This window comes from Victivallis lenta, from assembly GCF_009695545.1.
GTDB lineage: Bacteria > Verrucomicrobiota > Lentisphaeria > Victivallales > Victivallaceae > Victivallis > Victivallis lenta.
The window spans coordinates 14,183-35,985 of sequence record NZ_VUNS01000029.1; the positions used below are offsets into that span (position 1 = coordinate 14,183).

A 21,803-nucleotide genomic window follows, 5' to 3' on the forward strand; every position below is an offset into this window, starting at 1 on the left:
CGATGAAAATAGCGAAATATACCGCTGCAGTCCTGTTTGCCGCGCTTCTCTGTGCCCCGCCGCCGGCGATGGCGTTTCTGCAGGAAGTCCATGACAGCGTGATCTACGTGCACAACACGATCAAGGCGATTCAGGACGAAGCTTATCAGCAGATGGCATTGGATATCGGCGCCGACCAGCTCGGAACGACCGGCGAAATCCTGAAAACCAGCGTGGACACGCTGAAAGTCACCAAAGATACCTTCGATGTCTGCAAGGACACCTACGATACCGCTATGGATATCTCCGGCTACATCGGAGACCCGATGAAGCTGACTTCCTATCTGAATTCGCGCTTCTGGCACGAGAACGAGATCTCCGCCGCGCTGAACATCACCCGCGACGCGATGGAAATGACCGATGGCGATGTCGCCTATACCGGCGAAATCGAATCGATGCTGCATCAGGTCGACTACGCGGTCGCCGACGTTCAATTGAAGCAGTCGGAGAATCTGGCGGAAACTCAGAAAGGGGCGATTGCGGTTCACAAGTTCATGTCGGAATGGGGGCCGAAGGCGCTGATTCAACTGGCCGATCTGAACCGGGAAGATCAGAAATACAATCCGCGCGAATCTTCGCTGACGGAAATGCAGTACGCTGCTTACCGAAATGGAATCTGGCAGTCCAACACGCTCGGACAGATGTTCGCAGCACAGACTGCCCACTCCGCGATGGTGGCGCAGCAGCTCTACATGGAAAATTCCCGCACGGATCAGGCGGACTACGACCGCGCCAAAGCGATCTATGACAACCGGAATCTGACGGAAGCCGGGAAAGCGGCGCTTGAGTCCAAAGGAACCATATCCGGCAATTTCATCGACGCAATTCTGGGAGATGACGAATGAAACCGGAAATGGCGTTGCAAAACATCATGCAGGTGATGGTCGATATTCTGGACAAGATGCACATGGTCTGCCTGGCGTTCGCCCTGCTGCTGATCCTGCTCTCCGTCTACCGTCAGTATTCGCAATTCGGGGAGTTTCTCGGATTGAAATACATGGCGGGCGTACTGCTGACGATCGTCCTGATCGGGCTGTTCCCGGAAGTCTCGGATTACCTCTTCCGGGCCATGTTGAAGTGGGGGCGGCAGGTCACTGCCGAAGCGGAGGCGGTGATGAAGGTCCTGTTCGATATTGAAATCGACGGTGCCTGGTATGACTCGATCGTCGTGGGGATTTCGAGCGTGATGTACAAAGGGGGCATCTGGATCGGCCGTTTTATCCGGGAGATCATGGTCATCGTGCTGTGCGGTTTGTTCCTGATCCTGAAAACCCTGTCGCCGATCTTCATTGCGATGCTTGCCGTGCCGGAAACCAAGAGCGTTGCGATCAATTTCCTGACAGTGGCGTTCGGATTGGTGATGACGCCTCTTTGCATGTTGTTCGGCGATCTTGCGATGATCTGGGTTGCGGCCCAGATGTGGGAGCAGACCGGGATGCTTGCCGCCGTCACGGCTGCAACCGGAAGCCTGGCCGGCGGCGCGGTCGGCGGAGGCCTGACGGTGCTGGCGAGTTCGCCGCCCGGAGCCATCACGGTTGCCGCCGGAGCCGCCGGGGCGCTGATCGCTTTCGTTTGCGTGTTTGTCCTGTTGTGCGTGGTGATGTATGTGGGAATCCCGTGGGCCTGCATTTCGCTTTTCCGCGGAGCGGGAATCGGCAATGCGCTGGCGATGTCGCTCAATACCGTTTCCAATGGGATGGCTGTCGTCAAAAGCGGGTATGCCGCGAGCAAGGCCACTGCAAACGGATTGACCACAATTTCAAAGGCGTTGCACGCCAGAGGCGCTGCGGCCAATCCGGCCGGAGCCGCCGGGGCGGGACGCTCCCCGGCCGGAAAGGAGGAAGCATGAAACGGTCACTTTTTGTCTTTCCCGGCCGGATTCTCGTTGAAGAACAATGTTTCCGGCGCGGGCGTGGAGTGCTTGCGGATATTTTCCCGTTGAATCCGGTGGATTTCCCGGGCGTCTTTGATCGCCTGCCGGCGTCTCGCCTCTTTCCGGCGGTCAGCCTCGGCCTGCTTTTCCATAAGCTCGGTCTGGCGTTTGATGTTCGCTCGGGTTTCCTCCGATTCGCCGCAGCCGGTGAAAACGAAACCCGCAAGGCAGGCTCCGAGGATCAGGAATTTCTTCATAGCAGTTCCTTTCTTTGGAAAAGTTGTTACAAACGGGTCTGCCCGTTCACTGATCAGAACGGGCAGACCGGAAAGGCAATATATGTCTGCTGAAATTTATCATCCCACTGCCTGTGAACTGGTTTGCCGGGAACGTCGGTTACTCGTTTTCTGGATCGTTTATCATGCCGTCATCTGGATTGCCATTGCATTGGGCGCGTTTTTCGCGGTCCAGTATATGACCATGCCGGACCGGGTGCTGGTCCTGGGACGCGACCGCAATATCTACCTGGGCAATTCCGCACCGGTGGAGTCCCGGATCGTAATTGAGGACATCGCACTGCGGGCGGCCTATGCACTGCTGTCGCGCCGGTACGATTCCCGGGACGACCGGCTGCTGGAAATGGTCTGTACGAAGCGCGGCCTCGGGCGGGCGCGCAACTATCTGGACAGTACCCGGGAGTTGTTCGAGCGGCGGATGCTGATGCAGGAGATCGAACACTGTTCGGTCGAATACGTCAGTTCCGGCGGCGGATATTTCGCTCTGGTCAAGGGAATCCTGAACCTGAGCGGCATCTATTTCGGCTATCCGCACATTCAGAAACGCGACTTCGCGCTGCTGATGCGGCTGGAACGCTCGGCTTCGGATTTCGAGCTGCCGTTCCGGGTGGAAGGACTGAAACTGTATGAGGAGGAACATCAGGATGAATGATCCGAGTTATCGCAACTGGAACCGGTGGCTGCTCCGGGGAGTGCTGGTCTATGTGCCGCTCTCTTTCCTGACTCCGCTGCTGATGTACCAGTTCCGGGACAACAATCGTCTGATCGTGATCGACGGGCGCAATTCATACCATGTCACGAAATACGCCTCACAGGAACAACTGGTCCGGCTCTATGAATATATGGCAAGGCTGGGGACCGATGCGCTGCTGATGCGGAACCCGGCGGGGCTGGACCGGCCGGAACTCTTCGATGAGATGTATGTGGGACAGGCCCGGCAGAAGGCGCTCGATCTGCTCAAGGCCGAGGCGGAGAATTTCGGGAAACAGGAGCTCCACCAGAAAGCGGAGATTCTCGGAATTCAGGTATTGGAGGCCGACAGCCGCACCTCGTTTTTGAAAATCTCAGGACAGCTGCTCCGCAACTCCGGCAGGAACCTCAACGCTTCCGCAGAAATTCTGCAGTTCGAGCTGTCGATGAATCTCGTGGTCAACTACGACCTCGGAAAAAATGCGGTTTATCCGTTTGTCGTTTCCGATATCAATTTCAATCAGCAATCAATCAGAAAGTAGAGGTGACACATGATGTTGAGAAGTAACATGTTCCGCCGGTTCGGATTCCTGTTTGCCCTTGGCGGGCCGATGTTCTGTTCTGCCGGGGAAAGCCCGGAAAGGCAGATCCGGGAGATGAACCAGTTTCAAGAGTATGTGCTGGCGCAGGGGGAAGTCTACAAAATCTATGTCAAAAAGGACGACGGCGTGACGACTGTGACGTTTCCGTCCGCCATCTCCAAGATCGCCGGGGTGAACGTCTCCACCGATGGAAGCACCGATTTTCAGATTTCCGCGCAGCCGGGCGGCTATTACTTCAATCTGGCGGCGCTGAAGGAAGGCGCGGCGGGAACTTTGACCGTCGTATTCAACCGCAAGACCTACATCCTGTATCTGATGCAGGACAACGCCAAAGCGTTCGCCGCCGTCAACTTCACCGGCGGCTCCGGCGGCGGTCCGGAGGCCGTCGGCCGCTCCGGCGGCGTAACACCGGCAAGACTGCTCTCGCTGATCGATATGGCCAAGGCATACGATCTGCTTATGCAGCGCTATCCGACCGAGCTGCGGGATACGAAACGCTCGACCGCCAGGGCGGTGTTTCAGTTTGAAAAGTTTCGGCTGGAGCTGCTGGAGGTGATCCGGTTCCACCATGAGGACACCCTCGTTTTCAAGGTCTTGCTGCACAATGATACAGATGAGGAGATTCTCTATGACAAGTTCAGCTTTTCGGTTCAGGCGGGGAATCGGACTTATCCGATGAGCGCCGCCGACGCCACCGGCGTGATGCCGCCGCAGAGTGCCACCTATGCGTTCTTCACCGTCACCGGTACGCCGGAGGGACGCCGGAACAATCTGGCCCCGGACAACGATTTCAAAGTCGGAGTAACGGCACAGTATATGGAAACGGCACCGCTTACGGTGGTGCCGGAACAGCCGGACCGGGCCGAAGCGAAGATGGACCGACATCTCGAAAAGCTCACGGATTCCGTGGAGAAGCTGTTGGTACAGCAGGCCGTTCCCGCGCCGGCGGCAGAACCTGCTGAAGAGGAGAACGCCGGGAAACTCCCGGAAACACCGGAGAAGATCGAGTGGTGGGACTTTTCGGAGTTTCCGTCGAATCTGGCTTTTCTTATCAATTGGATGTGATAAGGTTAAGGTGACATCATGAATTTGCGGGAATTCTTCAAGAAATTGCGCAGTCCGCTCGGAACCTCTCTTTTGTTCCTTGCGGCAATCGTCACACTGGCCTTCTCGGCAGTACCGTTCCTGATCCGGGAAGATGCCGGTACACTCCAGGTCGTCCGTTCGGAAAGCGGCGAGGCGAGCTTCAATATCCCCGGCAAGGCCAAAGCGATTTCCGCCGCGGCCTCAGCGGAGCGGCAGGCCGGTTCCGGTTCCGAAACGGTTGATCTCTCCGAAGAACCAGACCGAACCGGCAGGCCGCTGCCTCCTTCCGACTACCGCATCGCGTCCGGGGAACGGAGTCCGGGGGGCACGTCCCGAACTTCTTCCTTCGACCGCAGTCGGAGCACGCCGGTTCAGGGACCGAAAATCACGATCATCGACGGCGAATCCGGCGCCGGGCGAAGCAAAGAGTTCGTTTCGGACCGCTTCGCGCCCTATGGCCGGCTGCTGGCCTGTAAAATGATCAACACCGTCGAGAGCGGCGATGCCGATACGCCGCTGATCGCGGTGGTGATGGAGGATCTCTGGTGGATCAACGCCAAAGGCGAAAAGAAACTGATTATCCCGGCCGGAACCGAAGTGTTCGGCAAGGTCAACGGCGCCAAGCCGCAGCGAAACCGCCTGACCACGGACGGCAATTTCGTGTTGGTCTGGCAGGCCACTTCGGACATGGTTGGTTTTGAATTGCAGCTCAAGGGGATCGCATTGGAAAAGTCGACCTATCCGGACAACCGGATGCTGGCCGCGATTACCGATATGAGTGCCGGAATCCCCGGACAGGTGATTTCGAATGAGAATCTGTCCAAGTTCCTGATGTACACCCTGGCATTCGGCCAGGGACTGGCGCAGGGATACCAGACCAACGAAGTCTATACCGACTCCGGCATTACGATTACGACCCAGGACGGAACGACGAAAAACGCGATGGCCCGCGGCGCGGAAACGCTGGCGCAGGTGATGCTGCAGGACGTTTCGCAGATGATTGCGAAAGAGTCCTACTACATCCGGGTCGCCAGTGGAACTGAATTCTACATCTTCGTTCAGCAGGTCATCAATCTCGACGACGCCCAGATCGCGGATACCCTGCTCAATAAGCTCGAAGAACAGAAGATTCAGGGGCCGCAGAAGCCTTCGTATAAAAACGTGCTGAACGCCTTTTCCGGCGGGAAACAATAACAATGAAAGGGACAAGAAGTATGAAGAAATCACTGTGGATGATCGCGTGCGCCTCCCTCGTCGCAGGTGCCATCACCGGATGCAAGACGGAAGAACCGCTGCCGGAGCCGCCGAAGGAGTATATCCATGTGCCGGTGCAACTGGTGGCCGGAGCCATTCCGGGCGGCAGCCAGGAGAAGATCATGTCGAATCCGAATCTGCGGGCTTACGCAGTAGGGCGATACGTCGATCCGCATAAGCGTGTGATGCACGAACAGCACTCCGTCTACCGGATGGAGAAGCTGCCGGAGTGGAACCTGCTTCCGCAGCCTGACGCCGATCCGGTGCTCCGGGCTCAGAAGATGCGGCAGGAACGGTATGCGGATGCCGCGACCGGCCAGATCGAACGGACTGCCGCGGAAATCCATGAGATGCGCCAAACCGTCCTGATGCTTCTCGAAAGCCGGAACGTCCAGAAACAGCAGGCCGATACGCTGCTCCGGAATTTTGAAACCCTGAAAAAGCAGTATGGCGTCCTGTCGGGAAACATGGTCAAAACCTCCGAATTCGTGAACTCTCTGGAGGGTGAACTCAAGAAACTGAAGCAGGAGAATGAAGTTCTGAAGCTCCAGCAGAAAAAACGCGAGCTTCCCGCCGCCTGTCCGCCGGAGGTGCGCCAATGAAAAAACAGTGGGTTCCTATCCTGATTCTGGTCTGGCTGGTTCTCCTGACCGTCTGCATGGTTCTGTTCCAGATGCGGACCGGCGTCGTCGATGAAATCCTCGATGAACAGGACCGGCAGGCCGGAATCCTGATCAAGCAGTCGGAGATTCTGGCACTCAATACAGTCCTTGTCCGGGCGCTGGTCGAACAGGTACGGTCCGGCAGGGAAACCGCGAAAGATGAGGTGACATTAAGACTGGAGGAACTGCCGCAGTAGCGGATGATCCGGAATGCTGAGGACAGGCCCGCGCTCCTCCGCTTTCCGTCAGGTGATCGGCATCCGGAATGCGTGATAAAAGAACACCTGAGGAAAGGAGTTTCACTATGAAAAATATCACTTGCGGGCAGAAGGAACAGCTCTCCGTACTGTTCCGGAGAGGACAGTTGAGCGGTTTGCCGGTACGGAATCCGGCGAAACTTTCGGAGGCTGCCGCCGCCCGGCTGATCGCTGCGGCGGCGCAGGTGCCGTTCGGAACGTACCGGCTGGTTTCCGAACGGATGCGCCGGCGGCTGCTGAAGCTGCGCGAAGGCAAACGGGTGCGGTTTGAGGATTGTGAACTTGAATTCATGACGGAGGATATCGCCATGGGACTTTTCTGGGTTGCCGGCCGGCGGGAATACCGGGATACGGTGCCGGCTTTGAGAATGCTGCATCAGCGGGTCAGGAAGATGGTCGCCAAAGGCTTCCTGGAGTACATCCCGAACTGGGAAATCTGCCTCCTCGACGCTGACGAGGCGGACCGGCTGATCGCTGAAGGCGAACGGAAGGTCGCCGCGCTGCTGGAGAAATAGAGGGTTTGAAGGTATGTCGAAATTTGTGATGATCGCTGGAACAAAAGGAGGGATCGGCAAGACTTTGATTGCAACGTTCCTCGCAGACATCGCTTCGGAGCACGGATTCCGTCCGGTCCTGTTTGACTGTGATAACGAAAACCACTCCCTGAGCAATGCCTGCGGGGGCGTTCCGGAGTTTGAGCTGGCCGATATCGATCCCGAATCCGCCGAAGAAACGGATTATCCGCTGGATTCGGCGGTCAACCGGATCGCGGAGCTGGAATCCGCGAAAGAGAGGAAAAAAGAGTATTTTTATTTGCTGGACATGAAAGCCGGAACGAGCGGCTCCACGATCAGGTGGCTGGAGGCGTTTCCATTTGAATATATGCGGCAGCTTGCAGTCGAGGTGTATCTGGCCGGATGCGTGACCGCCGACATCGACAGTTGCCTGACCTGGGGCAAGTGGTTGCGGGAATACGCTCCATTGGCCCAAACGGGGGCCCTGCGTTTTCTCCTGGTCAGGAACCACTTGGCCGGAGACCGTTTCGATTTCTACGACGACAAGCTCAGACCGCTGCAGGAGAGCCGGGAGCTGCGGAGCATCGTGATCGATTTCCCGGAACTCAGCGGCAGGTATCTGAAACTGATCAAGGATTACCGGACCAGTTTCGGACAGGTCGCCCGGAACCGGACGACAATCGCTTCTTTCGGGTTTATGGACCTGCACCGGATTCGGCTCTCATTTGAAAAAATCAAAACCGGTTTCGACGGGCTTTTCAATCCCGGTCCGGGTAAGGAGGTGGCACATGGCGGAAAACAGGAAAACTGAAACCGCTCCGGGCGAGCTGCCGCTTCCGGAGCGTCAGGAGCTGGCGGCACGGCTGATCTGCTCCGGCATGATTCCGCCGCGGCCGCTGGACCAGCTGACCCAGGAAGCCGTCGAGGAGATTACCGCCGGTCTGCCGTCCGTTCACATCGGCGATCTGGTCATCAGGGAACAGAATGCCGGAGAAGTAACGATTTCCGCATACGGGATCAATCAGACCGAGGTGGAAATACAGCTTGATCGTATGCTTCCGCAGTATGAAATGCAGGGAATCCCCGAATTTTATCCGAGCAGGGATTATTCGCCGCAGGCGTGGCTGGGATTCATGCGCAGTCGCGGTCCTTACGGCCACTGGGAAGAGATGAAACGGTGGCTGGACTGCTGGCAGGTCGATTATGTGCCGGAACGGCTGCAAACCGGATTTTCCGATCAGGTCGAAGCCATTTCCCGGCAGGCGCAGGAGTTGCTGGAGGAACGCCGGGAGGATCTGATGGCGCGGCTGGCGTGCATGGGATTGATTTCGCCGCTCGATTATTTCCGCCGGACTCCGGAGAAAGCCGACGCGATCATTGCGGCGCTGCCGCCGCTGGTGGATATGGAGATCATCTTCGACAAGGAAGATGGTTCGCAGGCGTTTTACCATTTCATCAACCTCGCGGAGTATCAGTTCCGTTCCAAGACCGTCACCGATGCTCCGGCGGACAAGCCCTGGGAAATGGATGATCCCCGGAACAACCGTTTCAAGACCGCAATGTATCAGGATTATTCGCGCGAAATACAGGAAGAGGATGCGCTGAATGACGCGATTGCCGAGCTGTTCGACGCCCGGATGTTCAAGGTCACGCTCGCCTCGGAAAGCGACAAAAGCCTGAAACTTCAGGTCGAGAAATTTTTCGCCGGCAAACCGGAACTGCAAAACGAGCACCAGCACGTCCGGGCGACCCTGAAGCACGGTTATGCCTGGCTCGATTTCCTGAATCAGGAGATTGAAAGCGCCATTCCGATGACCTCTCACGAGCATCCCTCCTTCAGCCGCCTCAAACGGGCGTTTGAAGCATGGGAATTCGCCCCGAGCAAAGCCGTCGTCAACTGGCAGGCCGGTTTCCGGCAGGACCGCCGGAAAAACAGCGAAGAGGCGCGCATGACGTTTTTCCGGACATTGTTCAGCAAGCTCGCCACGGCCGAGATCATCAAGCGCTTTCCGCAGGATGAGTGGTTCGCGATGAACTCCCGGTATGCCGAGGAGTTCGCCCGACAACAGGTCCCTCTGCTCCCGGACCAGCAGGACATCGGCGACTGGCTGAAACTCTTCGGCCAACCGCGTCCGGATGATCCCATCGCCTTATACAAACTTCAACGCAGCTTTCAGGCTTCCGGCATCCCGTTTCACCGGGAGGCGGTCTGCAAAGCGTTCAACAACCCAAAAACGAAAGGGAAACAGAGTATGAGTATCAATCCGCAAAACGAACTGAAGTATCTCGTCGGAGCCGTCAGGCACCTGATCGAACAACGCCAGATGCCGCCGGTCAGCCCCGCTGTGCTGGGCTCTCTGTCGCTGGAGGAAGTCCGGGAGATGCTCCGGGAAGATCCCCGGCTCAGGCTCACCGACGATCAGGCGCAGATGCTGGCCAACAAGCAGCGGGCCGGCTATCTCCGGGATATGGCGCTGCCCGCCGGAGGAATCCGGGAGCTTTCCCGGCCCGAGGCCAGTTACATCATCAACAATACGCCGCGGCTCTCCCGAGCCCAGATGATGCCGGACAATCCGGCAACCGAGGAAACCCGGAATTATTTCCAGCGGCTGATCAGGAACTCCCCTGAAATGCGGCTGCCGGCCGCCACCTGGAACTATATTTCCGAAGAGGCTTTACAGGGGAAAATCCGGAATATTCTGGCCAGCCGACCGATCAGTGAGCAGCAGCTCGCCTACCTCAACGAGTGTTATGCGAATCAGACGCTCCCGATGGAGGTTGCAAAGCAGTTCATCGACAAGCCGACGATCGGGCCGGATGATTTCTGCAACCTCAACCAGTATCAGGCGCGGGAGATTTTCAACGCCTGTCCCGCCACTCCCAACCAGATCGAGTATTTCCTGGCGATGTCGGACAACCATCCGCTCAAACCGGCCCATCCCGAGCGCATGACCTATCTGGAAGCGCGGGAACTCCGTGACAAGATCAGCATGCGCGGCAAAACGATCGATCCGGAGGGACCGATCATCGCCAACCAGATCGCGGCGATCCGGGATGAGATGGAACGCAATCCCTCGCTCGAACTTCCCGGCCCCGTCGAGAAGATGACCTACGGCGAGGCCAGAGAGTTCCTCGACAATCTCAGTCCGAGCGAGGGGCAGATGAAAAAGCTCGGCTATCTGATCCGCGAAAACAACGTCAGCGATCTGATTCCGTCATTTATCCGCGAGAGCCTCAAGCGTGGACAGGTGTCAAAAATGATCGACCTGCTGGTGCAGAAGGACCGGCACGGAAACATCGATACGCCGGCTCTGGAGAAACTGGTCGCACAGGTCGATCCCCCGGCGACGCCGGAACAGCTCGAAACAGTCAGGGCCTATCAGGAAAACGGCAGTAAAATCAAGCTGCCGAAGAATCCGACCTACCGTCAGGTCGAGCATCTGCTGAATCAGGAATATGAGAAGCAGACCATCAATCAGGCGCAGATCGATATCCTGAAAGGATGGGTTGCCAAAGGAACCGTTGAGGCGAAATACCTGAAAGCGCCGGAAAAGCTGACGCAAGCTGAGTATGCCCAACTTCACCTGAAGCATTTGGAAAACTCCCGCGCGATGAATGCCGGAACTCCGGCCGCTCCTTCAATGGCTAAAGCACCGGAGATGCCCGGCATGAGCCGGTGAACCGCAAACCCGCGCCGGATTTCCCGGCGCGGGAACCATTGGAGGCTTGTGTATGAAAGAGAAAAAAGAAACACTGCGGAATCTCGCCATCCGCACTCTGGCGGGAGCCGGTACTTCGCGTGCCAGAGCGCTCGATCTGTTTTCACTGTATGAAAAGTGCGGCAACGAGGACGATATCGTCTATGCCATCGTCTTTGAGCTGGAGGTTCTCCATCATCTGCAGGAACGCATCCATCTGGAAAACTGCCAGCGGAATGAACTCCTGATCAGGCAGATGACGCAGGCTCTCGACAAGAACTGCGAGGCACTGACAGCTCTGGTCTGCCGTCAGGAGCAGATCAGCCGTTCCCAGTTCCGGCGGCTGGTCGCTCTGCACCGGGAACGGTTCCTGAACCGTCTTATCGCGGTCTGCGCGTTGACGCTGCTTTCCGTGCTGGCCGGGCTGGGCGTGTTTACAATCTACTGGCTGTGGGTGTGAATGTCGATACTCAATCAGGAAATTCTGAATCTCGCCGGAAACGTCTGGAGTGTCAGGGACGCCTGCACCGGCGTGATCTGTTTCGGAGCGACCGGCAGCGGAAAATCTTCCGGCCCGCTCCGCAGCATTGCCTTGCGGTATCTGCAGCTGGGATTCGGCGGAATCGTCTTTTGCGCCAAGCCGGATGAGTGTGAAACCTGGGAAAGTTATGCCCGGGAGACCGGCCGCACTTCCGATCTGCTCAAGCTGAGTGAAAACACTTTTGCTTTTCTGAACTATGAACTCGAACGCCCGGCTGAAACCGGCGGCGGGCAGATCGAGAACGTAGTCAATCTTTTTCTCGAAATCACGAAAATCGGGAAGGACAGGCGCAGCGGCAGTACAAACGATGAGTACTGGCAGAACGCCATCAAGCAGTTTCTGCGCAACACCATCTCTTTTCTGGTCATGGCCGGTGAAGCGGTCACGCTGCCCAACATCAAAGCCGTCATCGATACCGCCGTTCGGGACAAGGCTGTCGCGGAAGCACTGAAAGATTATTTTGAGGAGTTCAAAGGCTTCTGCGCCGTCAACAAAAATAAGTGGTATTGCCGGCAGCAGAATCAGGCCGGATTCGATGAAGCACTGGGACTATTTGAAACCGGATACAAAAAGCAGAGGCAAAATACGCAGATTGAACAGCCGCTGATCGTCGCGCATCAGTTCGCCTGTTCGCTGATCCTGAAAATCATCTACCATGGAAAACATTCCGGCCCCGATTACGAACTCGGCTTCAACTATTTCATCATAGAATTTCCGCAGCTCGACGAGCGGACGCGGAGCAATACCGTCAGTTCTTTCACGGTCCTTGCGGACTCCATGCTGCGCGGTGAATTTCTTCGATGTTTCGGGGCTCCCGATTCATCGTTTTCACTCGAAAGCCTTTACCGCGAAGGCAGAATCCTGATCGTCGATCAGGATGTAAAGCGTTTCGGCCTGGTGGGGCAGATTACCGCCGCAATCATCAAACTCTGCTTCGAGCGGATGATTGAACGACGGGAGGACATCACGCGCGACGAAGCCCGTCCCGTGTTTTTGTGGGCGGACGAAGCCCAGTATTTCTCCCTCGACAACGACCAGATATTTCAGACCACGGCGCGTTCCTCGCGGACATTGACCGTCTACGCCACGCAGAACCTCAGTAATTTTCAGGACGGTTACGGAAAGGAGAAAGCCAACTCTCTGCTGGGAAATCTCGGAACGAAATTCTTCTGTAAAAATGGAGATTTTGAAACGAACGAATGGGCCGCGAAAAGCATCGGTCAGGAGATTGTCAGGCGGCGCAGTCTGAATCTCGGAGACAGCAAATCGGGAGGCGCCAAAGGCGAATACAGCCAATCCGGCAGTTATTCCGAAGGCTGGTCCGAGCAGAAAGATTACATGGTCGATATCGTCACTTTCACCACCCTTCAGGCGGGAGGCCCCCGCGGCCAGTGCCGTGTCGGTTACGTGTTCTGGCAGGGAGGCAGGATTTTAAACAACGGCGAAGTGTTCCTGATCGGAACCTTTGATCAGAAGTGTCGGAAAGTATGCGGAGCAAGGTTTGAACGCCGTTGTCCGCCGATTCCGCAGCTCGGATTGAAAAATGCCGGGGAAAGCCGCCGGCTTTATGGATGCGATTATGTGATTCTCGGCCTTTTTGTTATATCATCACTGATTGTTCTGAGCGGATTATGGATGATCTTTGCCGAACGGGACCGGTTTCTGCTCTTCATCCCCGAACTTGGAGTCGTAAGCATCGCCACCGTGTGCCTGTGGACAGCCGCTTTCGCCTTTGACCTCGGACTGGAGATTCTGCGCATCCTCGGCGAAATCATCATCGCCAAATACCGCGGATTCCGCAGGCTCCGTCAGAAGCGGATCAATCAGATTCCGCTGCTCACTCTCACTTGGTTTTATCTTGCCTTCTCCTTCGCGCTGGCCATCCTGATTCAGAATGCCATCTACACCGGGCAAGGCGCCATCGGATACCTGCTGACATGGTTCGCCGCCGCCATCGCCCACTACCTCTTCAAAAACGCAGGCGGGAAAAAAGTCCCGGTGGAGAAAAATTAGAAATTGACCGGCTGGCTTGGTATTGGTAATTCAAGCGGCCCAGGAGATACGTCACTTCTGTTCGGAGCTGTGTTTTTTGAGAAAAAGCGTAATCTCCGCTTTCAACATCTTTCCACTGGCGACACGCAGAACCATCGCGGTAAATTCTTCGTCGGATGCCTCGAAATCGATTCCATTCATATCAAGAAAGACCAGTGCGGCCATGGCGCCGACCCGTTTGTTGCCGTCGACAAACGGATGATTTTCCACAAGATGAAAGAGATAGGCCGCCGCCATCTCGTAAATGGTCGGATGCAGGAACGTTCCGCCGAACGTTGCAGACGGCATACCGATCGCGGATTTCAAAAGTTCCATATCACGCACTCCGGAAGCTCCGCCGAAGTTCTCAATCTGGTAATTATGGATCTCAATGATTTCGGCGAATGTGAGAAAAACCGGCTCGGATTTCACTTCGCAAGCTCCTCGAAAGACTTCTTATAGCGTTTGCCGATCTTATCCATGGATTTGTGAAACTTACCGGCCCGAACCGCGTCTTTCACGGGTGTGAGAACGAGCGCCTGACCATCGGTTACGACCTCAAATGCCGTGTCGATGGTTGCCCCGAGCAAATCAAGAATCGGCTTTTCAATCACAAGCGCCGCGCTGTTACCGTGCCTGGTCAGATTTTTGATCATTGTCCGTCCTTCCTTGTTATTATATTGTCAATACAAAGATATATCGCTATGACGCATATTTCAAGGTGGATTTGATGGAATTATGCAAAATGGTTCTTATTAGAATATCATATTTTCAATAAGGAGTAAATCTGCTGCTCAAGCTACATTATTGTTACTGAACATCTTCATCGGTTATATTCAGGTAACTTCGCGTTGCGGCCAAAGACCGCTGGCCGAGTATTCGCTGAATTTCGCTGAGTGCATAGTTGCCGCGGACAGCCAACTGGTATCCCCAGGTTTTCTGGAGAGTCAGAAAACCGACTTTTTCCTGCAATCCGCTTGAAGCCGCAGATTCTTTGAGGAAAGCTGTTACATAGCCCTGCGACCAAGGCTGAGCTATTCCTGACAACCTGCGAGTTTCAGTTTGGAACAGGTAGACATCATTTGCCGTTGCTGCACGGAGTTGCTTGATTTCTCGGGCATCATCGTCGGAAATTCTGATTAACATTTTGCTGCCGGCTTTCGTCAATTCCGAAAGCCGAAGCAGAGTCATTTCCAATTGTTCTCCTGAAACCGGGTCAAATATCGTTTGATTTTCAATTTGTTCCCAGGTCAGTTTGAGAAGCTTGCCCGGAGCGATACCGGTGTCCAAAGCAAGTATGAAAAACACGTAATGCTTTTGAGAATAATGGCACTTGACGTATTTACGCCAACGCATTAAGCCACCCAGGTCTTTGACCGGTTTGGCGGCGGACGGGACATTGCCTTTGCTGTTCATTTCCGTATTGATTCCTCTGTAACGTCTGAGGATGATTTCGCGGCGAGAAATGCTGAATAATAACGCCGCATGGCAGCCGCCGTGGTTCCGGGATATTCCTGATCCTCCAGCAGTTCCACTGCTGTTTTCGGATAGGGATGATTGGTTACAAACTGCCGCCTGGCTTTCCCGCGCGCCGCCATATCCGTATAGCCTAGAGCCAAATAGGATTGATAATATCTGTTGTATTCTGCACCCCAGCGAATTGCATTCCAATGATGTCTTTGCCTTTTGTTCTGGTAGCCTTTCATAAAAGTTTCCAACAATTCCCGGGTAGCCTGTCGGGGAAGCAGTAAAAATTTTCCAAGAACCAGTTGTTGCTGCCATTCCACTGATAACTGATATAAAAAACGCCATTGGGCTGTTTCAGGTAAAGATATCGCCGCTGCAATCCGGGGAATGAACTGATAGATCGTGATAAGCTCTTCGTCTCCGGTTGGAGCAGGATCGGGAAATTCTTTCAGCTTCTCATTGACGCGAGGGTCATCCACTGAACCATGCGGATTGAAGAAAAGAGACTTCGAGTCAATATGCGATTCAATAAAGATGCTGACTTTCTGAAGATATTCATTCTCTTTGCCGCTCAACATATCCATATTCAATACCGGATACTTGCGGGTAATTTCCAAAAGCAGAAAAGAGATCAAATTTTGTCTCCATGCTGCAAGAAGTCTGCGTGGGGAATCATTTGAAATGCCGGAAGGAGTGACCAACAGAGAATGGATATCTATCAGCACGGGCGCCTGCTCATAGATATCCTGCAATTTCGCATAATATTGATTGGATTTCTCTGCCGTCATATTTTCCTGCCAATTATTTATAACATACACGTTTTATTCCTGATTTCAAAATCGGAAAGCTCTTTATGGATAAAACAAACATCGGTGGAATGTCAACTCCACCGATGCTTTGGGGCAAAGGAAATTACTTCTGTGAGTCCTGTAAAAATTGGGCAATGCTGTCAGCTGTGATTCGTGCTGAACGATGGCCGAATTTGATGCGCTTCAGCTTCCCATCTTTGATATAGTCGTGGATAGCTTTCTTGCTCACTCCCAGATAATCGGCTGCCTCCTGAATCCGGACCAGCCGCGGGAATTTCGGCCCCTCGTCTTCTTTGCTTTGCCGGACTGCGACTTTCAGCTCGTCGAGTTCGCTCTGCTCCAAGGCGCCGCAGGCGACCAACGGAGTTGCAAGCTGGATCAGGGTGTCAAGGGTTTTCGGTTGTATCATGTCGGCCTCCTTTCATTGATTGAGGGTTTGAAACTAAAGTAATTATACTGCATGATACGACCGAAAAAAAGAAAATTTGCCCGGCAAAGCTGAACACCACCGGCAAGTGTTCAGCTTTTACGACACATTTTTTGAAATATTCATCCCATTGACCAGATGGCCTGCTGATGATTCCTGAGTTTGGTTTGCCTCCGGCAGGTTATCCGGCAAATTGTCGATCAAAGTTTCCAGAATCGCCAAAGTCGTTTCCGAAGCATTCTGAATCAGGTGGAGCAGGCGTTCTTTTCGCAGGGAATAACCGGAAATCGGTTCACTGGTAGCTGGGAGTGAGTTCTGCATAATCAGCTTCAAACCTTCCATACTGGCCTGCTTGTTGGCATGATCCTGATAGTGCTGGGTCTGCGCGAGCCGTTTATGGCCGAGCCAGCGTTTAATCGTCGAAGCCGGGACACCTTTTTGTTCCGCTTCATACGAGAAGGTATGGCGAAAAGAATGGAAACCTTTTACTGTCTGTTTTCTGGCTCGTCCTTCAACCTCAATCCGGGTTGTGATTCCACAGGAAATCAGATAATTCTGGATCATATTGTTGATCTTGGTATACCTTTTTTGCAGATGCAGCTCCGCCATTTCCGGAAAGACATATTCACCACGCCGAGTCTGTTTCCATTGCTTTTGCAAAACTTTATTCAATTCCGGAAAAACAGGAATATGGACTTGTGTTTTGGTCTTTTGAGCGATAAGAGAAATCTCGCGTCCTGTGAAATCCGGAGCAATTGCCCCGCGATATCCGGTAATGCCTTCAAAATACTCCCATTTCAATGCCAATACATCTCCTAACCGCAGACCGGTATAACGTCCAACAAAAAGTGGACCGGCTAAAAGTTTGGGGGGATTTTTGAAAATAATTTCCAACTCTTCCTCGGTAAAGATTTTCCGCTTGACGGGTTCGAGCTTCAAAGGCGGAATATGAGCAAAGGGATTTTCTTCGCCGCCGAGGTCCGGCAACAGGAATGAAAACACGCTTTTGCAGACCGAATGATAGCGGTTCAGCGTTGTGTGGCTCAAGAGACCGCCTCGTTCATAGTCTTTGAAAACTTTGCGTTTCGGACAAGTATTGGGATCATAGGAGATGGTTTTGTTCCACCGACCGTATTTGCGTATATAGGCGATATAGGCATCGGCGTGCATCCGTTCCACTTCATCCAGTGTACGCAACTGATAATTACTTTTCACAAAATTCACAAAGTCGAACCAGTAACCGCGTGAAACCACAAGAACTCTGTTGCTGGTTTCACGGGAATGCGGCTTGGCCTGAGCCAAATCAAAGGCATTATCCAGTGTAATCAGAAGCCGAGCTTTCAACTTTCGGACAACTTTCAGTTCCGCCAGATACTCTTCACGGGTTTCTATTTCTTTCAACTGCTGCTGTTCCTGAAGAAATTTCCTGGCGGCTTCTTCTGCTTCACGGCGTTCCCGGATGTGATTGCCCTGAGAATTTTTCAAGGTAATGTTTTTTCTTTTTCCGTCCTTCTGCATATATTGCAGATAGAAATTATCTCCTCGTTTGTAAATGGAACCACTGCCGTTGGAACGTTTTCTGGATACTGCCATATTGACTATCCTCCTTAACCGAAGTTGAGTTGAGAAATCATCGTCTTTTTCGTCACCATAATTCCCATGGGACGAAAAAGACAGACCAAATTTCTCTTCAAACCTGATCATTATTGGAAGATATTTAACTTTGGACAGAAAAATAATATTAAATCATTTGATTATAGTAAGTTACAATATAAAATATGAAGTCTGGATAACTTCTGCAATTTTCTGCAATTTTTGTGACGTATCAATGAATAAGGGAGGCAAACTGAGCTCAAATCATGAAAAAAGATCAGTCTGGCAAGATTGCAACTCGGCATAAATATAAACAGAGGATATGTGTTGATGATAAAGAAGATATGATATAAAATTTGTTTATTGCATCATCATTACTATAGCGATCATCGCGATTCTCGCCGCCATGCTGCTGCCCGCGCTGAACCAGGCGCGCGAGAGAGCCCGCAGCATCTCCTGCACGAACAACCTGAAGCAGTGGGGGCTGGCCTTCGCCTCGTATGCGGATGAAAACAACGGTTATATGGTTCCGACGCTGCACTCCGGCGACACCCCCGTCTCCGGCAAGGAGAAGTGGCAGATGAACAATTACTGGCCGGCCTCGCTCGCAAAATATCTGGGGCTCGGCGACAAGTCCGGCAAGCTTGCGGTCGCGTTCGAGGAGCAGAAGGAGCTCCGGCTCATGATCTGTCCGTCCCTGCAGGAGAACTGGGGCTATGCCATGAACTCCAAGTATCTCTCGCACGTCCAGCCTTCCCAGCCGGCCGGCGGTTATCTGAACAAGTGGGCGAAGATCGGCCGGATCGGGAATGCCTCGTCCGTCGTCAGCATCGCCGATGCGGAGTGGTATCTGAATCCGGAGAAGACCATGAAACGCTCCGAATGGTGCGCCTATCTCGCCGCCGGCGGCAACGGCTTCGTCAACTGGTGGCCGATGTCCGCCTTCCGGCACAGCGGCCGGGCGAATTACAGCATGATCGACGGCCACGTGATGTCGATGTCGATGCATTCCGGCATCGTCAAAGAAGGCGGCATCACCAGCGACGAGTGCGACCGGAAATGGTGGGGAAAACGGGCCGGATTCGAGTACGATTGATTGACCGGAATTCCGGGGAGCGATGAATCGGACCGACAGCTGTCGAAAGGAAACACGAGATGGGGAGAATCTTGCAGTGGCCGGGCATCCTGCTCGGAATCGGGGCGCTGTTTTCGGCTCTTGCCGCGCCGGAGTGGTAGATGAGGCCGACTGCGACCGGCTGGACGGCTGGACCGGCCAGGAAGCGAATGATATGCGCGGGATGCCGCCCGGCCGCATCGCCGGGCCGGGGGAACTTTTCTTATATTCCTTTCTCTGTCACCTGACGTTAAAAGGAGACGGCAAGCCGCATACCTTCCGGCTGCGCCTGAGCAAGGAGATGAAAACGAACAACCGGCCGTTTTCCGCCGCGCGGCTGCGCGGCGAACTCTGGTTCTTCTACCGGTTGCCCGGCGTTCGGGACAACCGGCCTCCGCTTCGCTTTGCGATCGAGCGCGCAGTTCTGGAGTAATCGCATCTCCTGTTCGGGGAGGGTCCGGCGGAAAAGAAGGTGCTTTTCCGCCGGACCCTTCTGCCGTATTATGGAATCAGTGCAGATACCCCGCCACGCCGTTTTCGACAGGACGAAACGCGTTATCCGTTCCCGTCCGGGCATCTCGTTTTTCGCGGTCGTGCTGTTTTTTGCCGCTTTTTTGTTATACTTCTGTTGCTGTATTGTTATACTTGAACCATAATAAAAGTGTGATGAATACATACACACGCTTATTCTTGGAGAGTCATAGCATGTCAGCACAGAAAAGTCAGGCGATCGTCAGGCGGATCGCCGATGAGATCCGCCGCGGGGAACACGGCGACACCGGCAGCGCCTTTATGACCGTGCGGGAAATCTGCGACGAGTTCGGCGTCTCGCTGGTCACCGCACAGCGCATCGTCAACCAGCTCAAGACGGCGGGGCTGCTGAGCCGTTCCGGCAAGCGGCTCAATATCGCCGCGCGACAGTTCACTCCGTCCGGACCCCGGCGCGCCGGGGTGCTGGTGACCAATATCGACAACCCGTTCTTCTCCCGGCTGCTGAATGCGGTCGAGCTGGCCGGGCGGCGGCGCGACATCGAGATCATTTCGGCCGGGAGCAACTACGATCCGGACCATGAAGCGCGCCAGCTCGAGATGCTTGCCGGCAGCGGAGCCGACGGCTTTCTGATCTGTCCCGCCCACGATTCGAAGTCCGCTCCGGTGCTGAACGCGCTGAAACTGCCGTTCGTCCTGGTCGGGCGCCGGGTGGCCGGCGTCGATGCCGATGTCGTCATGGTCAACGATTTCGAGGCGGGCCGCATGGCGGCGGCGCATCTTTTTGAACAGGGGTGCCGAGATTTCATCTACCTCGGCATCAGCCACTTCTTGGATGATATGCGCGGCCGCGGCTTCTCGTTCGAGCTGCACGAGCGCGGCATCGCCCTCGGACCGGAGCGCTGCGTCTGGGTCAATCTCGCCGGCGATGACAATACGCTGCCGGGCAGGGTGCGCGAACTCTGCGGCGGCCGGCGGACCGGCGTATTCTGCTATCACGACCTGCTCGCTTTGCGCATGCTGAGGGCGGCGCGGCTCTGCGGGCTTGAAATTCCGCGCGAGGTGTCGATCGTCGGCGTTGACGACCTGCCGGCAGCCGCCGAGGCGTTTCCGTCGCTCTCGAGTATCTCGTACCCGATTCAGCAGATTGCGGAAAACGCGCTCGAAATGCTGCTGCGCCGTTCGGAACGCAGCTTTGCCGGGGCAGGGGCGGTCAATTATCTGGACCCGTCCCTCGTCATTCGCGAAAGTTCCCACGAAATTCCCGGCGGACCTGCTGTGTCGCAGGGCCGCCGCATCATCTGACGGAAAGGAGCCGCATTCATCATGGCTATTCAGGAAACGGCGGTCAGCTACTACGGACTCGGCTACGTCGAGCACGCTGCGGCGGACTTCGAGGAGATCAGGGCCCACCACTGCACGACGGTGATTCTCGCCGTCACCGAATTCGAATTCGACTTCTGGCGGCCGAATCTGCCCGCCGTCGTCGCCGCGGCCCGCCGGGCCGGGCTGAAGGTCCTGCTCGATCCGTGGGGCATCGGCAAATTCTTCGGCGGCGAGCAGGTCAGTCTTTTTCTGCAGAACAATCTCGAAAACCGGCAGGTGTCGGCATTGACCGACGAGAAGTTGAATGCAGCCTGCTTCAACACGCCGGCGTTCCGTGACTACTTCATGCACTTCTGCCTGACCCTGCTGCGGGAGGCCGGGGCAGACGGCTTCTTCTGGGACGAGCCGCACTATCTGCTGCCGAAATCCTACGCCTCGATCACCGGCGGCGCCGGCGACGACTGGAGCTGCCGCTGCCCGGTCTGCCGGAAGAAGTTCGCGGATTATTACGGCTATGAGATGCCGAAGCTGCTGACCGATGACGTGAAGCAGTTCCGCTGGCGCGAAGCGCTCGAGATCCTCGAGGAGACTTCCCGCCGGATCAAGGTGTTCGATCCGGCGCAGGAGATTACAATCTGCGTCCATGCGACGCTGAACACCTATTATGTGACCGAACAGCGCGGCTACGACGACTGGGAGCGGGTCGCCGCTTCGCCGTACTTCGATGTGTTTTCGACGACGATCGTCTCGTGGGAGCTGCCCGAGCCGTTCTTCCGCAGCATTGCGGAACGCACCGCGGCTGTGGCGAAAAAGTATAACAAACAATCCGAACGCTGGCTCATGGGGTATTACAGGCAGCCGGACGATTTTGCGCAGATCGACCGGATGACGGATCTCTATGAATCGCTCGGCATCGACCGGCTGGCCGCGTGGACCTATCGCGGCGGTTTCGGAACCCGGCTGGCGGCGCCGGACGCGCTCGGCCTCTGGGACTGCATCGGCCGGAACTACAAACGCATCCTGAAACGATAAGG

24 protein-coding genes are annotated in these 21,803 nt (G+C 55.1%); 17 read left to right on the plus strand and 7 right to left on the minus strand.

The genetic code is table 11. The annotated features are described in order from the left end of the window. Positions 1 to 2 precede the first annotated feature (2 nt). Together FYJ85_RS18905 and FYJ85_RS18910 are read left to right on the plus strand one after the other, a co-directional pair. Positions 3 to 884 (plus strand): hypothetical protein, encoded by an 882-nt coding sequence (locus FYJ85_RS18905; RefSeq protein WP_154420219.1) that lies wholly within the window; start codon positions 3 to 5, stop codon positions 882 to 884. Further along, positions 881 to 1,888: a hypothetical protein gene (locus FYJ85_RS18910; RefSeq protein ID WP_154420221.1), complete on the plus strand. Its 1,008-nt coding sequence runs from the start codon at positions 881 to 883 to the stop codon at positions 1,886 to 1,888. Before FYJ85_RS18905 ends, FYJ85_RS18910 begins: the two co-directional genes overlap by 4 nt. A gap of 5 nt (positions 1,889 to 1,893) precedes the next feature. Here the strand turns inward: FYJ85_RS18910 and FYJ85_RS18915 are convergent, their stop codons facing one another. Further along, complete coding sequence (locus FYJ85_RS18915; RefSeq protein ID WP_154420223.1) at positions 1,894 to 2,169, minus strand: hypothetical protein; 276 nt, start codon at positions 2,167 to 2,169, stop codon at positions 1,894 to 1,896. An 82-nt stretch (positions 2,170 to 2,251) separates the two neighbouring features. Here FYJ85_RS18915 and FYJ85_RS18920 point away from each other — a divergent pair, with 82 nt between their 5' ends. The 11 genes from FYJ85_RS18920 to FYJ85_RS18970 all read left to right on the plus strand — a co-directional run bounded on the left by FYJ85_RS18920 (position 2,252) and on the right by FYJ85_RS18970 (position 13,526). After that, positions 2,252 to 2,860, plus strand: a complete 609-nt coding sequence (locus FYJ85_RS18920; RefSeq protein WP_116884181.1) for a hypothetical protein — start codon at positions 2,252 to 2,254, stop codon at positions 2,858 to 2,860. Further along, positions 2,853 to 3,440: a hypothetical protein gene (locus tag FYJ85_RS18925; RefSeq protein WP_154420225.1), complete on the plus strand. Its 588-nt coding sequence runs from the start codon at positions 2,853 to 2,855 to the stop codon at positions 3,438 to 3,440. The genes FYJ85_RS18920 and FYJ85_RS18925 overlap by 8 nt, the downstream gene beginning before the upstream one ends. Positions 3,441 to 3,554: 114 nt before the next feature. Then, positions 3,555 to 4,565 carry a hypothetical protein gene (locus FYJ85_RS18930; protein ID WP_154420227.1) on the plus strand — a complete coding sequence of 337 codons (1,011 nt, stop codon included), beginning with the start codon at positions 3,555 to 3,557 and terminating at the stop codon, positions 4,563 to 4,565. An 18-nt stretch (positions 4,566 to 4,583) separates the two neighbouring features. Continuing rightward, complete coding sequence (locus FYJ85_RS18935) at positions 4,584 to 5,780, plus strand: TrbI/VirB10 family protein (RefSeq protein ID WP_154420229.1); 1,197 nt, start codon at positions 4,584 to 4,586, stop codon at positions 5,778 to 5,780. 20 nt (positions 5,781 to 5,800) lie between these two features. Beyond that, positions 5,801 to 6,442, plus strand: a complete 642-nt coding sequence (locus tag FYJ85_RS18940) for a hypothetical protein (protein ID WP_154420231.1) — start codon at positions 5,801 to 5,803, stop codon at positions 6,440 to 6,442. After that, positions 6,439 to 6,699 (plus strand): hypothetical protein, encoded by a 261-nt coding sequence (locus FYJ85_RS18945; protein WP_154420233.1) that lies wholly within the window; start codon positions 6,439 to 6,441, stop codon positions 6,697 to 6,699. The genes FYJ85_RS18940 and FYJ85_RS18945 overlap by 4 nt, the downstream gene beginning before the upstream one ends. A 107-nt stretch (positions 6,700 to 6,806) precedes the next feature. After that, positions 6,807 to 7,274 carry a hypothetical protein gene (locus tag FYJ85_RS18950; RefSeq protein WP_154420235.1) on the plus strand — a complete coding sequence of 156 codons (468 nt, stop codon included), beginning with the start codon at positions 6,807 to 6,809 and terminating at the stop codon, positions 7,272 to 7,274. A 13-nt stretch (positions 7,275 to 7,287) separates the two neighbouring features. Further along, positions 7,288 to 8,085, plus strand: a complete 798-nt coding sequence (locus tag FYJ85_RS18955) for a nucleotide-binding protein (RefSeq protein ID WP_154420237.1) — start codon at positions 7,288 to 7,290, stop codon at positions 8,083 to 8,085. Continuing rightward, positions 8,063 to 10,954, plus strand: coding sequence for a hypothetical protein (locus FYJ85_RS18960; protein WP_154420239.1), 2,892 nt, complete (start codon positions 8,063 to 8,065; stop codon positions 10,952 to 10,954). The genes FYJ85_RS18955 and FYJ85_RS18960 overlap by 23 nt, the downstream gene beginning before the upstream one ends. 52 nt (positions 10,955 to 11,006) lie before the next feature. Continuing rightward, on the plus strand, positions 11,007 to 11,432 hold the full coding sequence (locus FYJ85_RS18965) for a hypothetical protein (protein WP_154420241.1): 426 nt from the start codon (positions 11,007 to 11,009) through the stop codon (positions 11,430 to 11,432). Further along, positions 11,433 to 13,526: a type IV secretory system conjugative DNA transfer family protein gene (locus FYJ85_RS18970; protein ID WP_154420243.1), complete on the plus strand. Its 2,094-nt coding sequence runs from the start codon at positions 11,433 to 11,435 to the stop codon at positions 13,524 to 13,526. Positions 13,527 to 13,577: 51 nt separating this feature from the next. Here FYJ85_RS18970 and FYJ85_RS18975 read toward each other — a convergent pair whose 3' ends face one another. From FYJ85_RS18975 to FYJ85_RS18995, 6 genes are all read right to left on the minus strand, one after another. Further along, positions 13,578 to 13,976, minus strand: coding sequence for a type II toxin-antitoxin system death-on-curing family toxin (locus tag FYJ85_RS18975; protein WP_116886008.1), 399 nt, complete (start codon positions 13,974 to 13,976; stop codon positions 13,578 to 13,580). Further along, the gene (locus tag FYJ85_RS18980) at positions 13,973 to 14,200 is read right to left on the minus strand and encodes an AbrB/MazE/SpoVT family DNA-binding domain-containing protein (RefSeq protein WP_116886007.1); all 228 of its coding nucleotides are present in this window, start codon (positions 14,198 to 14,200) and stop codon (positions 13,973 to 13,975) included. Before FYJ85_RS18980 ends, FYJ85_RS18975 begins: the two co-directional genes overlap by 4 nt. Before the next feature lie 154 nt (positions 14,201 to 14,354). Further along, the gene (locus tag FYJ85_RS23310; protein ID WP_206213314.1) at positions 14,355 to 14,960 is read right to left on the minus strand and encodes a tyrosine-type recombinase/integrase; all 606 of its coding nucleotides are present in this window, start codon (positions 14,958 to 14,960) and stop codon (positions 14,355 to 14,357) included. Beyond that, positions 14,957 to 15,799, minus strand: a complete 843-nt coding sequence (locus FYJ85_RS23315; protein ID WP_206213315.1) for a hypothetical protein — start codon at positions 15,797 to 15,799, stop codon at positions 14,957 to 14,959. The genes FYJ85_RS23310 and FYJ85_RS23315 overlap by 4 nt, the downstream gene beginning before the upstream one ends. A gap of 124 nt (positions 15,800 to 15,923) precedes the next feature. Continuing rightward, positions 15,924 to 16,229: a helix-turn-helix transcriptional regulator gene (locus FYJ85_RS18990; RefSeq protein WP_116886005.1), complete on the minus strand. Its 306-nt coding sequence runs from the start codon at positions 16,227 to 16,229 to the stop codon at positions 15,924 to 15,926. A gap of 117 nt (positions 16,230 to 16,346) precedes the next feature. Continuing rightward, positions 16,347 to 17,840, minus strand: coding sequence for a tyrosine-type recombinase/integrase (locus FYJ85_RS18995; protein ID WP_206213316.1), 1,494 nt, complete (start codon positions 17,838 to 17,840; stop codon positions 16,347 to 16,349). A 406-nt stretch (positions 17,841 to 18,246) separates the two neighbouring features. Here FYJ85_RS18995 and FYJ85_RS19000 point away from each other — a divergent pair, with 406 nt between their 5' ends. The 4 genes from FYJ85_RS19000 to FYJ85_RS19015 all read left to right on the plus strand — a co-directional run bounded on the left by FYJ85_RS19000 (position 18,247) and on the right by FYJ85_RS19015 (position 21,801). Beyond that, a complete protein-coding gene (locus tag FYJ85_RS19000) occupies positions 18,247 to 18,936 on the plus strand; it encodes a DUF1559 family PulG-like putative transporter (protein WP_154420249.1) in 690 nt (229 codons plus the stop codon). A gap of 22 nt (positions 18,937 to 18,958) precedes the next feature. After that, the gene (locus FYJ85_RS19005) at positions 18,959 to 19,387 is read left to right on the plus strand and encodes a hypothetical protein (protein ID WP_154420251.1); all 429 of its coding nucleotides are present in this window, start codon (positions 18,959 to 18,961) and stop codon (positions 19,385 to 19,387) included. Positions 19,388 to 19,659: 272 nt separating this feature from the next. Beyond that, entirely contained in the window at positions 19,660 to 20,748 is a 1,089-nt protein-coding gene (locus FYJ85_RS19010) for a substrate-binding domain-containing protein (protein ID WP_206213317.1), read from the plus strand. A gap of 21 nt (positions 20,749 to 20,769) precedes the next feature. Next, positions 20,770 to 21,801: a hypothetical protein gene (locus tag FYJ85_RS19015; RefSeq protein ID WP_154420255.1), complete on the plus strand. Its 1,032-nt coding sequence runs from the start codon at positions 20,770 to 20,772 to the stop codon at positions 21,799 to 21,801. Positions 21,802 to 21,803: the final 2 nt, after the last annotated feature.

Excerpts from the sequence above, each read along its gene's own strand:
- FYJ85_RS18905 (WP_154420219.1), top strand. The coding sequence starts at position 3 with ATGAAAATAGCGAAATATACCGCTGCAGTCCTGTTTGCCGCGCTTCTC.
- FYJ85_RS18910 (WP_154420221.1), top strand. The coding sequence starts at position 881 with ATGAAACCGGAAATGGCGTTGCAAAACATCATGCAGGTGATGGTCGAT.
- FYJ85_RS18915 (WP_154420223.1), bottom strand. The coding sequence starts at position 2,169 with ATGAAGAAATTCCTGATCCTCGGAGCCTGCCTTGCGGGTTTCGTTTTC.
- FYJ85_RS18920 (WP_116884181.1), top strand. The coding sequence starts at position 2,252 with ATGTCTGCTGAAATTTATCATCCCACTGCCTGTGAACTGGTTTGCCGG.
- FYJ85_RS18925 (WP_154420225.1), top strand. The coding sequence starts at position 2,853 with ATGAATGATCCGAGTTATCGCAACTGGAACCGGTGGCTGCTCCGGGGA.
- FYJ85_RS18930 (WP_154420227.1), top strand. The coding sequence starts at position 3,555 with ATGAACCAGTTTCAAGAGTATGTGCTGGCGCAGGGGGAAGTCTACAAA.
- FYJ85_RS18935 (WP_154420229.1), top strand. The coding sequence starts at position 4,584 with ATGAATTTGCGGGAATTCTTCAAGAAATTGCGCAGTCCGCTCGGAACC.
- FYJ85_RS18940 (WP_154420231.1), top strand. The coding sequence starts at position 5,801 with ATGAAGAAATCACTGTGGATGATCGCGTGCGCCTCCCTCGTCGCAGGT.
- FYJ85_RS18945 (WP_154420233.1), top strand. The coding sequence starts at position 6,439 with ATGAAAAAACAGTGGGTTCCTATCCTGATTCTGGTCTGGCTGGTTCTC.
- FYJ85_RS18950 (WP_154420235.1), top strand. The coding sequence starts at position 6,807 with ATGAAAAATATCACTTGCGGGCAGAAGGAACAGCTCTCCGTACTGTTC.
- FYJ85_RS18955 (WP_154420237.1), top strand. The coding sequence starts at position 7,288 with ATGTCGAAATTTGTGATGATCGCTGGAACAAAAGGAGGGATCGGCAAG.
- FYJ85_RS18960 (WP_154420239.1), top strand. The coding sequence starts at position 8,063 with ATGGCGGAAAACAGGAAAACTGAAACCGCTCCGGGCGAGCTGCCGCTT.
- FYJ85_RS18965 (WP_154420241.1), top strand. The coding sequence starts at position 11,007 with ATGAAAGAGAAAAAAGAAACACTGCGGAATCTCGCCATCCGCACTCTG.
- FYJ85_RS18970 (WP_154420243.1), top strand. The coding sequence starts at position 11,433 with ATGTCGATACTCAATCAGGAAATTCTGAATCTCGCCGGAAACGTCTGG.
- FYJ85_RS18980 (WP_116886007.1), bottom strand. The coding sequence starts at position 14,200 with ATGATCAAAAATCTGACCAGGCACGGTAACAGCGCGGCGCTTGTGATT.
- FYJ85_RS23310 (WP_206213314.1), bottom strand. The coding sequence starts at position 14,960 with ATGAACAGCAAAGGCAATGTCCCGTCCGCCGCCAAACCGGTCAAAGAC.
- FYJ85_RS23315 (WP_206213315.1), bottom strand. The coding sequence starts at position 15,799 with ATGACGGCAGAGAAATCCAATCAATATTATGCGAAATTGCAGGATATC.
- FYJ85_RS18990 (WP_116886005.1), bottom strand. The coding sequence starts at position 16,229 with ATGATACAACCGAAAACCCTTGACACCCTGATCCAGCTTGCAACTCCG.
- FYJ85_RS18995 (WP_206213316.1), bottom strand. The coding sequence starts at position 17,840 with ATGGCAGTATCCAGAAAACGTTCCAACGGCAGTGGTTCCATTTACAAA.
- FYJ85_RS19000 (WP_154420249.1), top strand. The coding sequence starts at position 18,247 with ATGCTGCTGCCCGCGCTGAACCAGGCGCGCGAGAGAGCCCGCAGCATC.
- FYJ85_RS19005 (WP_154420251.1), top strand. The coding sequence starts at position 18,959 with ATGAATCGGACCGACAGCTGTCGAAAGGAAACACGAGATGGGGAGAAT.
- FYJ85_RS19010 (WP_206213317.1), top strand. The coding sequence starts at position 19,660 with ATGTCAGCACAGAAAAGTCAGGCGATCGTCAGGCGGATCGCCGATGAG.
- FYJ85_RS19015 (WP_154420255.1), top strand. The coding sequence starts at position 20,770 with ATGGCTATTCAGGAAACGGCGGTCAGCTACTACGGACTCGGCTACGTC.